Annotated in this window: 12 protein-coding genes; 11 read left to right on the top strand and 1 reads right to left on the bottom strand. The window is 43.1% G+C overall.

Annotated features, from left to right (window positions below; translation table 11 throughout):
• Window positions 1–324: 324 nt before the first annotated feature.
• The gene (locus tag J3351_RS03065) at window positions 325–1,473 is read right to left on the bottom strand and encodes a site-specific integrase (RefSeq protein ID WP_156074709.1); all 1,149 of its coding nucleotides are present in this window, start codon (window positions 1,471–1,473) and stop codon (window positions 325–327) included.
• 386 nt (window positions 1,474–1,859) lie between these two features.
• Here J3351_RS03065 and J3351_RS03060 point away from each other — a divergent pair, with 386 nt between their 5' ends.
• From J3351_RS03060 to J3351_RS03010, 11 genes are all read left to right on the top strand, one after another.
• Window positions 1,860–3,218 (top strand): sugar transferase, encoded by a 1,359-nt coding sequence (locus tag J3351_RS03060; protein ID WP_156062101.1) that lies wholly within the window; start codon window positions 1,860–1,862, stop codon window positions 3,216–3,218.
• Window positions 3,218–4,006, top strand: coding sequence for a glycosyltransferase family 2 protein (locus J3351_RS03055; RefSeq protein ID WP_186851505.1), 789 nt, complete (start codon window positions 3,218–3,220; stop codon window positions 4,004–4,006). The genes J3351_RS03060 and J3351_RS03055 overlap by 1 nt, the downstream gene beginning before the upstream one ends.
• A gap of 72 nt (window positions 4,007–4,078) precedes the next feature.
• Complete coding sequence (locus tag J3351_RS03050) at window positions 4,079–4,864, top strand: glycosyltransferase (RefSeq protein WP_223384857.1); 786 nt, start codon at window positions 4,079–4,081, stop codon at window positions 4,862–4,864.
• Window positions 4,865–5,087: 223 nt separating this feature from the next.
• Window positions 5,088–6,392 (top strand): glycosyltransferase, encoded by a 1,305-nt coding sequence (locus J3351_RS03045; RefSeq protein ID WP_097770059.1) that lies wholly within the window; start codon window positions 5,088–5,090, stop codon window positions 6,390–6,392.
• Entirely contained in the window at window positions 6,373–7,599 is a 1,227-nt protein-coding gene (locus tag J3351_RS03040; protein ID WP_097770058.1) for a glycosyltransferase, read from the top strand. Before J3351_RS03045 ends, J3351_RS03040 begins: the two co-directional genes overlap by 20 nt.
• Before the next feature lie 3 nt (window positions 7,600–7,602).
• Window positions 7,603–8,634 carry an EpsG family protein gene (locus tag J3351_RS03035; RefSeq protein WP_207697104.1) on the top strand — a complete coding sequence of 344 codons (1,032 nt, stop codon included), beginning with the start codon at window positions 7,603–7,605 and terminating at the stop codon, window positions 8,632–8,634.
• Window positions 8,631–9,854, top strand: coding sequence for a glycosyltransferase family 4 protein (locus J3351_RS03030; RefSeq protein ID WP_207697103.1), 1,224 nt, complete (start codon window positions 8,631–8,633; stop codon window positions 9,852–9,854). Before J3351_RS03035 ends, J3351_RS03030 begins: the two co-directional genes overlap by 4 nt.
• Window positions 9,835–10,785 (top strand): glycosyltransferase, encoded by a 951-nt coding sequence (locus tag J3351_RS03025; protein WP_097770055.1) that lies wholly within the window; start codon window positions 9,835–9,837, stop codon window positions 10,783–10,785. The genes J3351_RS03030 and J3351_RS03025 overlap by 20 nt, the downstream gene beginning before the upstream one ends.
• Before the next feature lie 19 nt (window positions 10,786–10,804).
• Window positions 10,805–12,091: a flippase gene (locus J3351_RS03020; protein WP_156062107.1), complete on the top strand. Its 1,287-nt coding sequence runs from the start codon at window positions 10,805–10,807 to the stop codon at window positions 12,089–12,091.
• 22 nt (window positions 12,092–12,113) lie between these two features.
• Entirely contained in the window at window positions 12,114–13,154 is a 1,041-nt protein-coding gene (locus tag J3351_RS03015; RefSeq protein WP_097770053.1) for a polysaccharide biosynthesis protein, read from the top strand.
• Between the two features lie 28 nt (window positions 13,155–13,182).
• Window positions 13,183–14,115: a hypothetical protein gene (locus tag J3351_RS03010; RefSeq protein WP_097770052.1), complete on the top strand. Its 933-nt coding sequence runs from the start codon at window positions 13,183–13,185 to the stop codon at window positions 14,113–14,115.
• The last annotated feature ends 5 nt before the right edge of the window (window positions 14,116–14,120 follow it).

Raw genomic sequence — 14,120 nt, 5'->3', positions numbered from 1 at the left:
GGAAGATTCCTGTGCAACAATTTTTACCAATTGAGTTCCTGTCTGTATTTTGAAGATGTGCTCACTGGGAGACAGTCAAAAATGACCGCATCCGAGTGGTTCTCTGTGAGTTTTAACGCAATATTGACTCTTACCGGTGCTGGCCGGATAAATGACAGTGGTCTTGCCATACTGCTTCTATCGGCTCTATCGCCGCTGGGGAGGTCCTCTCATTATGCTCAAGACAGCCGCAATGCCACATGCGCACACTCCTGCCGCAATCAAGGAGTATCTTCCATTTGAATCGTTGAGGGCATAGTCTGATTTTTTCTGCGACATCGTGATTTATTTCAACCTGTAACTCCTGTCCGACCCTTTATAAAGCCTGCGTGTAATGCGCTCCAGCTCCTGTCTCATACGGTTCAGATCAGAGTGAACATATCGCTGCAGCGTAATCGTTGCATTGGAATGGCCTAACAGTTCGCTCAAGGTTTTGATATCACATCCAGCCTGCAGGCAGGTCGTAGCGAACGTATGACGCAGAACATGTGGGTGAATTTTTCGGATCCTGGCCTGATTCAGGTAACATTGGATGCTCTTGCGGTAACAGCGTGGTTCTACAGGCCGTTCCTCGTTCCCGGAGAGAAACCATGTGGTATCGCTGTATTTTCTGTGCAACTTGCGTAGAGTTCTCAGCAACGGCTTCGGAAGCGGAAGTTCACGGTTAGAATGCTGTGTTTTGGGGGTCTGGATCACAACTTTTGTATGACCATTCCCACAACAGATTCGACAGACAGTGCGCCGGATTATTACTGTGCCTTCATCAAAATCAAAATCCCCCCACTGCAGGCCGCAGACCTCCCCGATTCGCAATCCAAGTTCCATTTGCAGAAGCATCCCGATTTTACGGGTGGTTGGTTCTGACAAAAGAAATTCCCGGAGAGAATCCTGTTCTGTCCGGGTCAAGGGTTGTGGTTCTGGTTTCTGTGTGTGTGGCAGTTTGACGCATATCTCGATGGGCGGCATGAGGTGCAGATGTGCAGCATACTTGCAGATTCGCCGCAGCATCCCAAGACATTCCTGTGCCGAGGATGCGCCAAGTGGCTTGTGGCTCCGGTCTGTGGGCGATAGAATTTGAAGAAAAAGACGTTCCAGCAAAGAATCCGTCATACTTGAGACCGGCAGACTGCCTAAAACAGGAAGAAAATATTTGTGCAGAGTGTACTGATAATGAACATATGTGGATTCTTTGACACTCTGCCTGAGAGCCGTAAGCCAAAGCGCTGCCAGTTCTGAAAAATGCATCGACTTCCCGGAGAGCTGATAGAATCCGGACAGAGCTTTCTGCTTGATCAGTTCTTCCCGGACTTCGCTGTACGCATATCCATACAGGTACCCCCATACGGGTTTTCCTTCGGCGGTGCGCCCTTTGATATAACGCCCCTCCCAGCGGCCGTCCTTTCGCTTATGGATGTTTTCTCCTCGTTTTGCCATCTGAATGCCTCCCTTTACTTGACCCTTGTTTAACTCCTTGTGAGCAAAGAAACGCTTCCGCAATTTCCATAAATTGCATTTCTTGCCTAAAATCGGATAAAATTGCATTAGAATGTTGTTTTTTTCTCCGTCAATTTGGAATGATACAAGGTATTTCTATTGAAGTGCTGGTAAATTCATGATAAAATAAGGCGAGAATTGGTACAAGGCGAAAAATAAGAGGTATCTTCCATGATTCAAATGGAGGATACTCCTTGATTGCGATAGGAGGAGTATGAGGCTTTGTTGGATGCTGTTGAAATGCAGTGGAAAAAGCTTGACCCACGGCAGCATCAGGAAGGCTGATGAGAACCAAAGAAAACAATTGAAGGAGTTATTGGGGTACTATGTCAAAATTTCAGCACGATGTAATGCTAAAGTTCGTGAAAGTGATTGATCTGATTATGATCACGATTCCGTTTGCACTTTGTTGGGAGCTGTATTATTCGTATCAGGTCTATGCAAAGTTTGGTTGGAAGGGCAACTGGGCCATGATCGGTCTGTTTGCGGTGTTGTTCTTCCTGCTGGGAAAAGTCTACGATGCGTTCTGGATGTCTTTGCAGCGTATTTCGGAGTTGATTTATGGGCAAGTGCTGGCGGCAATGGCGACAGACGGCATCCTGTATATCGTGATCTGCCTGATGTCTCGACGGCTCTGCAATATTCTGCCGGGTACTGCGGCGATTGCCGGACAGGTCATGATGGCAACCCTGTGGGCAAGATGCGCCCATACCTGGTATTTCCGGACTTTTCCGCCTCAGCCCACCGCAGTGGTCTACGATGTCCGGCATGGTCTGGAAAAGCTCATCAATGAATACGGCCTTTCAAAAAAATACGATGTCAAGATGACATTGAATGTGGAAGAATGTCTGAGCGACCTGAGCCTGCTGGATGGAATGCAGAGTGTGTTCATCAGCGGTGTTCACAGCCATGAGCGCAATATCATCCTGAAATACTGTGTGGGACAGGGCATCAATGTGTTTGTGATCCCTCGTGTGGGCGATGTGATCATGAGCGGTTCACAGCCGATGCACATGTTCCATCTGCCGGTTCTGCGGGTGGGGCGCTATATGGCAAGCCCGGAGTATCTGTTTGTGAAACGGGCAATGGATATTGTGATCTCCCTGATTGCGCTGATCGTTCTCAGCCCGCTCTTTCTAATCACAGCCATTGCGGTGAAATCCGATGGTGGCCCCGCGTTCTATAAGCAGGTTCGTCTGACCAAAGATGGTAAGCAGTTTGAGATTCTGAAGTTCCGCTCGATGCGTGTGGATGCCGAAAAAGATGGTGTGGCTCGCCTTTCCACCGGCGATAAGGACGACCGCATCACCAAGGTGGGTCATATCATCCGTGCCTGCCGTTTGGATGAACTTCCTCAGTTGCTGAATATCCTCAAGGGTGACTTGTCTATCGTCGGCCCCCGCCCGGAGCGGCCTGAAATCGCAGCCCAGTACTGCGAAGAAATGCCGGAGTTTGCACTGCGGCTTCAGGCAAAGGCTGGCTTGACCGGTTACGCGCAGGTGTACGGCAAGTACAATACGACTCCTTACGATAAACTGCAGATGGATCTGATGTACATCGCCCATCCCAGCTTGATCGAGGATCTGAAGATCATGCTGGCAACCGTCAAGATCTTGTTTATGCCGGAGAGCACGGAAGGTGTGGCAGAAGGTGCGACCACGGCGATGGAACAGGAGACGAAGTGATGCAGAATGATTTTGGTCTGATCAGTATCATTATGGCAGCGTACAATGCTGAAAAAACGATTGAACAAGCGATCAACTCAGTCTTGAGCCAGACGTACCCTGATTTCGAACTTCTGGTTGTGAACGACTGTTCGACAGATAAAACCGCAATGTTGGCTGAAGCAATCGTGAAAAAAGATGATCGGGTTCGGTTGATTTCGAATGAGAAGAACAGCGGCGTTTCTTACACCCGGAAACATGGGCTGGAAGAAGCTAGCGGTGAGTGGGTCGCTATTCTTGACAGCGATGATGCGTGGGCACCGGAGAAACTGGAAAAGCAGATCAATCTTCAAAAGAAAACAAATGCAGACCTGCTGTTTACCGGATCGGCTTTCATGGATGCGGATGGAAAACCAATCGACTGGTATCTAGCTGCTCCTGCAGAAGTTACCTACCGGCAGCTGTTGAAACAGAATGTCTTATCTAATTCTTCTGCGCTTGTCCGTAAGGAGCTATATGCAAAGTACTATGCGGTAGGCGATGGAATGCATGAAGACTTTGCGCTGTGGCTCAATATCCTGAAAGATGGACGAAAGGCCTATGGTGTAGATGAGCCGCTGCTCATTTATAGAATTGCAAAATCATCGAAGTCGGGCAACAAGTTCAAGGCTGCAAAGATGAATTGGAATACATATCGGTATATCGGATTGAATCCGATAGAGGCCGCTTATTATGAGGGCTGGTACATGATAAAAAATGTGATTAAGTACACGAACCTAAAAATATCCGGGAGGGGGGGTATGGAATGAGGTGATTTACATTGCTTCGTTTGATATTCTGATCGTCCCTGAGCAACTGCATGAAGAACAACTGGAGGCTGCATGATGGCTTCCAAGTATTCTGTATTGATGTCAGTTTATCACAAAGAGAAGCCAGAGTATTTGAAGCAAGCAATTGAGAGCATTCAAGCACAGGCACTCCTGACGGATGATTTTGTGCTGGTGTGCGATGGTCCATTGAATGATGCATTGGATGGAGTGATTTTTGCAAAGCAACAGGAGATGGGTACGGTACTGAATGTTGTTCGTCTCGCAAAGAACGGTGGACTTGGAAATGCACTCAATGAAGGCATCAAGTACTGTAAAAACGAGCTGATTGCTCGGATGGATAGCGATGATATTGCGTATCCGGATCGCTGTGAGAAACAGCTTTCCGTGTTTGACGAGCATCCGGAAGTGGGCATATGCTCCGGCATCGTAGAGGAGTTTACAACTGACCCCAATACTGTTGACGCAAAGCGAGTGCCGCCGGAGACGAATGTGGAAATCGTAGAGTTTGCAAAGAAGCGTAATCCGTTCAATCATCCCTGCGTAATGTACCGGAAGTCAGTGGTTAAAGCAGTCGGTTCGTATCAGGATTTCTATTTGCTGGAGGACTATTATCTTTGGCTGCGGATGCTGATGGCTGGATATCAAGGCTATAACATTCAGGAGCCGTTGTTGCATATGCGAGCCGGTTCAGAGATGTACAAGCGTCGGGCAGGCTGGAAGTATGCCGAAACGCAGATGAGGTTGTTCCGTTTTATGAGGGGCAGTGGATTCATTGGGAATGGTCAGTACATCAAAAGTTGTGTGATTCGCAGTGGATCAGCATTGGCTCCAAATTAGTTAAGGAAGTTTGTGTTTGAGAAAGTGCTGATGAACTATCGGCAGGTCACAGGATCTAGGTCAAATAAAAAGGGAAATGCGGCAAAAGAACGATGGAATACATACCGCAAGGCGTTGAATTTGAATCTGGCCACCAGTGCGTGGGCTTTTGTGAGATACGCAGTAAATGGCGTGATGAAGTACTATTTGTGAGCACTGCGTCGAATATGGCTGAGGAAATCAAATGAAGGTATTAATTATAAGTCAACCGGTTTTAAGCAAAACAAATAATATGGGAAAGACCTTGATGGGGTACTTTAGAGATTTTTCTCCAGACGATATATCTCAGCTATATTTGCACGAAGGTGTACCTGAAAATACAGATGTTTGTGAAAAATATTATTGCTTTTCAGATTCTGATGCAATGAAATCAATCCTGAATCATAAAATACAAGGAAAATCATTTACTAAGGAATCTGAGGTATTTAAAAAGAAAGATGCCGAAGAAGTAGCGGAAAAGGATGAAATTTATAAATTAGGAGCAGCGCATAAAGCGTGGATGCTCTTTGTACGAGATACGATCTGGAAACTGAGTTCGTGGAAGAACAGAGAACTTCTAAAATGGCTTGATCGGACTGGGGCGGATGTTATATTTTTTGCTCCTGGGGATGGGGCATTTATATATAGAATCGCTGATGAAATTGCGAGATATTTGAATAAGCCACTTATTATGGTTTGCATGGATGATTTCTTTATAAATAATCGCAATAAAAAAGAGATTCTTGGGGGAATAAGGCAAAAAAACTTTATGAGAGTCGTCAACAAGACAGCGAAAGATTGCGATATGATTTTTACAATTTGTGATGAGATGAATGATGCGTATGGCAAGCTTTTTGAAAAAAAATGTTTGACATTACATACTGTTGCAGAAAGGAAAAATGTGCAATTAGCTCAAACTGCAAGGCATGTTTCATATATAGGAAATTTGAAGTGTGGCCGGTACAAGACGTTAATTGATATAGGAAAAGCGCTTTCAGAGCTGCGAGATGAAAATGTCCCAAATGTTATTGATGTATACTCTGGAACAAGAGAATTTGACTGTATTGAACCGCTAAAAAAAGCACCAGGAATTAATTTTTGTGGAGAAATTTCGGCAGAAAGTGTATTGGAAGTTATGGCTAACAGTATGGCTGTTATTCATACAGAATCTTTTGAGCAGGAAATGATGGAGTTGGTTCGCTTCTCAGTCTCTACAAAAATCGCCGAGTCACTAATGTATGGCCCGTGCCTGATCGCTTATGGTCCAGAGGGAATCGCATCAATCGATTATCTGAAAGAAAATAATGCCGCATATGTGATTTCAAGGCCGGAAGATCTGGAAAAAGGTCTCGAGGAGATTCTGACAAATAAGGAATTACGGGAGCAGATTGTAAGAAATGCCAGAGCATTGGCGTTGAAAAATCATAACGCAGATGTAAACCCTCGAAAGGTTCGCAAATGGCTGCAAGAAGTAGTGGATAAGTCACAAAATGAAAATTCTACAAATTAATTGCGTATACGACTATGGAAGCACTGGAAAAATTACGAGAGATATCCATAAAAACATGCAGAAAAATGGATTTGACAGTGTTGTTTTATATGGACGTCGTCAGAAAGTACAGGAAGCAGGGGTTTATAAAACCTGTACAGAGTTCGAGGCGAAGGCATGGAATGTTCTGTCCCGGCTGACAGGTCATCCGTATGCTGTGACACCATTTGGAACACTGACACTGCTGCACCGATTGGAGCGGGAAAAACCGGATGTGGTGCATCTGCAGTGCATCAATGGTTACTTTGTGGATATCTATCGACTTTTAAATTATCTGAAAAAGAATCATATTCCAACCGTTTTAACGCTTCATGCTGAGTTTATGTATACCGGAAATTGCGGACATGCATTTGAATGCAATGAATGGAAGACTGGTTGTCATAATTGCCCAAATCAAAAAGAAGCAATCAATTCCACCAGAAAAGGAGCAGCTGCGTGGAACTGGAAGAAGATGAAAGAAGCATTTGAAGGGTTTGATGATCTGATCCTTTGTCCGGTTTCGAATTGGGTGGGAGAGCGAGCGACACAGTCGCCGGTACTGAAGCAGTATCCAATCCGCACCGTATTAAATGGAATTGACACAGATATATTTCATTATCGAGAAAAAGAAGCGCTGGTTCTTCGAGAGAAACTAAATGTTGGCGACCGCAAGATGATCCTTCATGTAACGGCAAGCTATACCGACCCTGTAAAAGGCGGAAAGTTTATCACGGAATTGTCCCAACGGTTGGATTCCGAAAAGTACGTGGTTGTAGTTGTGGACGGATTGAATAACCCTCCCCCAAAAGACTTTTGTGGTATCTACTATGGTCGTGCAAATGGACAGGAGGAGCTTGCGGCGTTCTATTCTGCAGCTGATGTGATGGTATTGACAAGCTATCGTGAATGCCTTCCGACCACATGTCTGGAGTCACTTTGCTGTGGTACAGAAATTGTCAGTTTCTATTTTCATGGAGATGAAGGCGAAGGAAGCTTCCCAGAAAAATACGTGCATTTTATTCCACACGGTGATATGGAACAGCTTACTGACACTGTGAAAAATGTATCTGATCATCCTGAAGAAAAGAAAATTTGTTGTGAAGCTGGTCAAAAAATATTTTCTCAAAAAGTAATGGTGGAAAATTATGAGAAAATATACAAAAAGATTTTGGAGCAGAGTACGGATTAAAATATGATTCCTTATTATGGATTGATTTTATGGACAGGAATCCTTTATGGCGGGATAAAACACGTCCGACTGAAAGATAAAAAGAAGACTTTTGTCTGTCTGGCTTTTTTGTCAACCGTGTTACTGCAGAGTCTCTGTGCGGAATATGTCGGTGGAGATATGGTACAGTATCTTCGGGGATATACAGCCAGTGCCCGGGGCGGATGGCTCGATCCCGTTTTTAACTTTGAGCTGATTTTTCGTATCCTGATTCATACACTGGCTGTATTTCATGTGCCAAGGCAGGGGTTTATTGCTATCATGTCTGTGCTATGTCAGGCCCCAGTTTTCTACTTCTTTTACAAAAGAGCAAAAAATCCGTGCTTGAGCATCTTGATCTATTTTACATTCGGCTTGTTTACGTTTTCCTTCTCAGGAATCCGGCAGATGATTGCAATAGGTCTGTTTTTGCTGGCTGTACTCCAAGCGGAGGATGAGCAGTGGCTCAAATTTACAGCATTGATTCTTTTGGCAGCAATGTTCCATAAGTCTGCGCTGATTGGGATAGTTGTATGGCCGCTTTCAAAAATCAAAGTCAAAAATCATATCGTTCATTTTTTGATGCTTGGAGCATTTATAGTTGAGATTTTCATGGCACCGGCCATTATACAAGTCGCTGCGACACTGTTTGGCAGCTATAATACGATCCAGTTTACAGGAGCATACGCCTGTTTCTTATTGTATGCTCTGATCTGGTTTATGAGCTCCCTTCTTATTCGATGTGATGCCCCGTGGAACCTGTATATAAATTGTATGTATCTAGCTGCGGCAATCCAATGCTTGGGCCTTTATCATATGAATATTGGCCGGGTGGGGTATTACTTTGCTTTCTTTGAATGCCTTTTGATTCCTGAAATGATTGAAAAAACAACCCGATCGAGAGAATTGAAACTTATGCTTTACGTTGGATGTGTGGCGTTCTGCCTGCTGTACTTCTACAAGAATACAGGCTGGGGATATCTGGGAGTCAGTCCGTATGTTCTGTTCTGGAAATGAAAGCAGAAGAAAGGGATAAGACAGTGAAAATTACATTTATATCAAATTTCCTTGGCCCGCATCAGCTTCCATTCTGTAAGGCAATGGTGAATCGTTTGGGCGAGGATTTCAAATTTGTTGCCACTGAGCCGATGACGGAGGAACGCATCAAATTAGGCTGGAGTCTGGATAAAGATACATACCCATTTGAGATAAAAGCAAATGAAAGCAATGAGCTGCAGAAAAAAGCTGAACAACTGGCTATTGAAAGCGATGTTGTGATCATTGGAAGTGCGCCGGATTCCTATATTATCCCACGTCTGAAAAGGAATAAACTGACTTTCAAATACAGTGAGCGCCCATTGAAGAAGGGCATCCATTGGAACAACCTTGCGCATATCATTTGCGGGATGTGGCTTCATCACGGACGATTCCAGTCCAAACCGCTTTATATGCTGGCAGCAAGTGCCTATACTGCAGACGATTATGCTCGTTTTGGCTGTTATCGTGGAAAATGCTACAAATGGGGATATTTTCCGGAGGCAAAAAAATATGATCCGGATGAGCTGATGAAAGGAAAACTGTCGGCTGCATCAGATGGTCTGAAGCGCCCGTGCGTTTCCATCCTGTGGGCGGGAAGATTGATCGGATGGAAACACCCGGATGCTTCCATTCGGCTGGCGGAGTCTCTCAAGGAAAAAGGTTATTCTTTCAAAATGACCCTTATTGGTACGGGTGAAATGGAAGAACAGCTCCATAACATGATTAGAGATAAGAGCCTGGAAGACTGCGTGGAAATGCCTGGCGCTATGAAGGCGAGTGAAGTCCGTTCCTATATGGAAAAAGCCGATATTTACCTCTTCACCAGTGATTTCAATGAAGGCTGGGGCGCGGTTCTGAATGAATCTATGAACAGCGGCTGCGCAGTTGTGGCAAGCCATGCGATTGGATCGGTTCCGTTTTTGATCAAGGACGAAGAGAATGGTCTGATCTATGAAAACGGAAACCAAAAGCAGCTTGAACAACAGGTTTGTAGATTGATGGATGATGCCGAGTATCGCATGAAGCTTGGATTGAATGCTTACCATACAATAGCAGATTTGTGGAATGCAGATGTGGCGGCAGAAAGACTGATTGATTTGTGCGAAAATATAATATTTGCCAAGAAAACTAAAAGTCCATATGAAAATGGAATCTGCAGCGAAGCGAAGGTGATGGAAAATGATTGGTTCGGTAAATGATTCGCTTGTAAGCATTATTGTGCCGATTTATAATGCGGAAAAATATTTGGATAGTTGTATTCAGTCTGTGCTGAGACAAACATATACAAACTGGGAATTGATTTTGATTGATGATGGGAGCACAGATAAATCAGGGCGAATAGCGGAAGAATATGGATTTGCTGATGAACGGATAACAGTTTTTCATCAGAAAAATTTGGGGGTTTCATTGGCTCGAAATCAAGGAATTGATGAAGCAACTGGAAATTATGTTGTATTTCTCGATGCGGATGATGAGCTTATTGAAGACTGCTTGGCAAAGACGGTAAACATTGCAGAAGAGACGAATGCGGATGTTGTTGCTGGAAGAAGTTGTGAGAATCAGGAACTTTTTCAAGACAGAATAATTTGGACTGGTGCAGAAGCTCTTGAAAATTCTCTAAAAGATCACTTGTTTACGTATTCCGCATGTGCAAAATTGATTCGGAGAGAATTTATTGGAAAAACTCGGTTTACTCCAGATATAAGAATAAATGAAGATAGTTATTTTGTATTTCAACTTCTCTGTAAACAAAATGTTTTTGTTTTGACAAACGATGTGATTTATTTTTATCGGGCGAATTCGGAAAGTTCATCTAGGACGGTTTTTTCTGAAAAATATTTTGATATTTTGAAAGTGTCTGATTTGAAGTACAAGAAAATTGAAGAACAATTTCCCCAAATGCATGACCTTGCTAAGAATATGCTGCTGAAGGCAAGAATGAATGTGCTTAGGATTTTGGCTGTTCGTACAAGAGACGAATACCGAGATGTAGAAAAAAAACTCTTGGAATATATTCTTGATAATAAAGAAGATTATATTCCATCGAGTAAGGAGTGCAATCAATGGATGTTTATTTTGTCACATCATCTTTTCTATGTGTATAAGTTTGCACATTACATCGTGAAATGATTGCTTAGAGATAAAATTAATGAAAAAAATAAAAAATATTTTTAAAAATAAAGTGACGAGAAATGCTAGCTGGATGATTATTGGTCGGATTTACCAGATGAGTCTGTCCTTTGTTGTCAGCATGCTTACTGCACGCTATCTTGGACCATCAAATTATGGCTTGATTAATTATGCATCATCGTTCACATCTTTTTTTTCGACATTTTGTGTACTTGGAATCAATTCGGTAATTGTTAAAAATTTCATTGATCATCCAAATGAAGAGGGAAAAACGACAGGATCAGCTATTGGCGTTCGGATGATATCAAGTATCTGTTCAGTTGTTCTTATTATGGTTGCAACACTTTTTCTGGATCGAGAAGAAAGGACAACACATTTAGTAGTATTGTTGCTGGGGTTGGGAGCAATTCCACAGGTTTTTGATACCTTGAACTACTGGTTCCAAGCAAAACTTGAATCAAAATATGCTGCGATAGCATCCGCAATTGGATACACGGTGATGATGGGTTATAAAATCTCATTGCTTGTGTTTCAAAAGAATGTGGTGTGGTTTGCAGCAGCGTCTTCAATCGAATATCTAGTGGTTGCAGTATGCCTTTATTACAATTATAGAAGGCATGGAGGACCATCTCTTTCGTTTTCGTGGAGAAAAGTAAAAGAATTGTTGAATAGTAGCCATCATTTTATTTTGGTTTCACTGATGGTATCGATTTATGGAAGTACCGACAAACTGATGCTAAAGCAAATGATGGATGAGACAGAAGTTGGATTTTATTCAACAGCGGTTACTGTATGTGGTCTATGGTGTTTTATTCTGGCAGCAATCAATGACTCAATGTATCCGGTGATATTGGAGGCATTTGAATCGGATATAAAGCTTTTTGAACGAAAGTGCAGGCAATTATATGCGATTGTGTTTTATACTTCTGCTGGAGTTTCAATATTGTATACAATGTTTGCAAAATACATCATTTTGATATTGTATGGAGAAGCGTATCTGCCAGCAATTACCCCTATGAGAATTGTTACATGGTACATTGCATTTTCTTATTTGGGAGATGCGAGAAATGTTTGGGTTATAAGTTATGACTGTCAAAAATATCTGAAATATCTATATATCGGGTCGGCAATAACAAATGTTGTAATGAACTATTTTCTGATTCCATTGTTTGGAGCTTCTGGTGCTGCGTTCGCATCAGTAGTAACACAAATTTCAACAATCATGATTTTTCCACTGTTTATTCGCAAAATGCGACCAAATGTGAAACTTATGCTTGATGCAATTTGCTTGAAAGATGTGTTTTGACTGCACATAGGAGGAAATAAAAATGTCTGCATTTAATAACGCAACCCTTATGATCACTGGTGGTACCGGTTCTTTCGGCTCCACCGTGCTGAAGCACTTTCTGGATTCTGATCTCAAGGAAATCCGCATCTTCTCCCGCGATGAGAAGAAGCAGGACGATATGCGCCATGAGCTTCAGGCAAAACACCCGGAAGCAGCCAAGAAGGTCAAGTTCTACATCGGTGATGTCCGCAACCCGCAGTCCATCAAGGACGCTATGCCCGGTGTTGACTACATCTTCCATGCTGCTGCTTTGAAGCAGGTTCCGTCCTGTGAGTTTTTTCCGATGCAGGCTGTTCAGACCAATATCATCGGCACAGACAATGTTCTGCATGCTGCTATCGATGCCGGTGTCAAGCGTGTTGTCTGTCTGTCTACGGATAAGGCGGCTTATCCTATCAATGCCATGGGTATCTCCAAGGCTATGATGGAGCATGTTATCTTTGCAAATGCCCGTGTGGCGGCTGAGCGTGGCGGTACGACCATCTGCTGCACTCGTTATGGTAACGTTATGTGCTCTCGCGGCAGTGTCATCCCACTGTTTATCGACCAGATCAAGGCGGGCAATCCCATCACCATCACGGATCCGAATATGACCCGTTTCCTGATGAATCTGGACGAGGCTGTAGATCTGGTCATGTTCGCCTTCCAGCACGGAAATCCCGGTGACCTGTTCATCCAAAAGTCTGATGCTTCCACTATTGGTGATCTGGCAAAGGCTGTTCAGCAGCTGTTTGGTGACACTGGCACGAACATCATTGGTACCCGTCATGGTGAGAAGCTGTTCGAGACCCTGATGACCCGCGAGGAGCGTCTGCGCAGTGAGGACATGGGGCACTACTTCCGTGTCGCCGCTGACAATCGTGACCTGAACTACGATAAGTTCGTGGTCAAGGGCGAGGTCCACACCATGGCCGATGAGTCTTACACCAGCCACAACACCACCCGGCTGGATGTGGAAGGTACCGTTAAGAAAATTATGACCACTGAGTATGTGCAGAATGCATTGAAAGAAGATAAGTAAAATTAGTCTGTAAAGAGGAACAACTGGCATGAATTTGATTTGCATTCCGTTTGCCTATGAAGAAAATATGAATTCAGGGGTCAATGTCTCTATAAAGGGAAAAGGCAAAATCGAAATATATTTAAAGAATGCTTGTGTGGCATTGATTTCGGCTAAATATTACAATCCGGATTCGGATGTTGCGCTAGTTACAAACTTTGGCAGATGGAATATTCCTGAAGAATTTCTGTCTATTTTTGATAAATGGGAGATTAAAGTGATGGAAATCCCATTTGACCAGTTTAGATTTCAAGGTAGTTATACATGGGCGCTTGCATTTTATAAGCTTTGCGTCCTAAAAAAGCTCTCTTGTATGAAGTATGAGTCAATTTGCTACATGGACACCGATGTCTACATTCAGGGAAGTTTTGATGCTATTTGGACAGAATGCAGGCAGAATATCATGCTATATGATATCAATCATGGCCTGAACACACGGGATTATGTTCTGCTGTGTGATGAGATTGAGAGTTACTGCGGACAAAGGAAACTGATTACACATTATGGCGGAGAATTTTTTGCAGCATCTGCAGAGAATGCAAAAGCTTTTGTTGACACATGCGAGCAGGTCTATTATGAAATGCTCCAGAAAAATTTTATAACAACGAAAGGTGATGAGTTTATTTTATCTCTTGCAGCGAATGAGATGAGGGAAAGCATTAAGAATGCAGGAGCGTATATTTATCGTTTTTGGACTGGTGCAGGATTCAGGCTGATTTCAACTTGTTATGAATATAATCGAATCACAATTCTACATCTTCCGGCAGAAAAAGAACAAGGAATGCTGAAAATATATGATAAATACATAAAAATCGGAAAGATTCCAGTCGATGAAAAAGTTTGGAAAACTTTTCGACTTAATAGAATTCCATTTCTCGATAAGATAAAAAAGATGCTTAGAAACACTATTATGAAGAAATAATTTCA

The sequence above is a fragment of the Faecalibacterium sp. Marseille-Q0746 genome (assembly GCF_017377595.1).
GTDB classification, from domain to species: Bacteria; Bacillota; Clostridia; order Oscillospirales; family Ruminococcaceae; genus Faecalibacterium; species Faecalibacterium duncaniae.
Note: the sequence above shows the minus strand (reverse complement) of the source record. Positions and strands in the feature narration are given on the sequence as shown.

Bases quoted from the DNA above. Each gene is read 5' to 3' on its own strand.
- J3351_RS03065 (WP_156074709.1), bottom strand. From the start codon at position 1,473: ATGGCAAAACGAGGAGAAAACATCCATAAGCGAAAGGACGGCCGCTGG.
- J3351_RS03060 (WP_156062101.1), top strand. From the start codon at position 1,860: ATGTCAAAATTTCAGCACGATGTAATGCTAAAGTTCGTGAAAGTGATT.
- J3351_RS03055 (WP_186851505.1), top strand. From the start codon at position 3,218: ATGCAGAATGATTTTGGTCTGATCAGTATCATTATGGCAGCGTACAAT.
- J3351_RS03050 (WP_223384857.1), top strand. From the start codon at position 4,079: ATGATGGCTTCCAAGTATTCTGTATTGATGTCAGTTTATCACAAAGAG.
- J3351_RS03045 (WP_097770059.1), top strand. From the start codon at position 5,088: ATGAAGGTATTAATTATAAGTCAACCGGTTTTAAGCAAAACAAATAAT.
- J3351_RS03040 (WP_097770058.1), top strand. From the start codon at position 6,373: ATGAAAATTCTACAAATTAATTGCGTATACGACTATGGAAGCACTGGA.
- J3351_RS03035 (WP_207697104.1), top strand. From the start codon at position 7,603: ATGATTCCTTATTATGGATTGATTTTATGGACAGGAATCCTTTATGGC.
- J3351_RS03030 (WP_207697103.1), top strand. From the start codon at position 8,631: ATGAAAGCAGAAGAAAGGGATAAGACAGTGAAAATTACATTTATATCA.
- J3351_RS03025 (WP_097770055.1), top strand. From the start codon at position 9,835: ATGATTGGTTCGGTAAATGATTCGCTTGTAAGCATTATTGTGCCGATT.
- J3351_RS03020 (WP_156062107.1), top strand. From the start codon at position 10,805: ATGAAAAAAATAAAAAATATTTTTAAAAATAAAGTGACGAGAAATGCT.
- J3351_RS03015 (WP_097770053.1), top strand. From the start codon at position 12,114: ATGTCTGCATTTAATAACGCAACCCTTATGATCACTGGTGGTACCGGT.
- J3351_RS03010 (WP_097770052.1), top strand. From the start codon at position 13,183: ATGAATTTGATTTGCATTCCGTTTGCCTATGAAGAAAATATGAATTCA.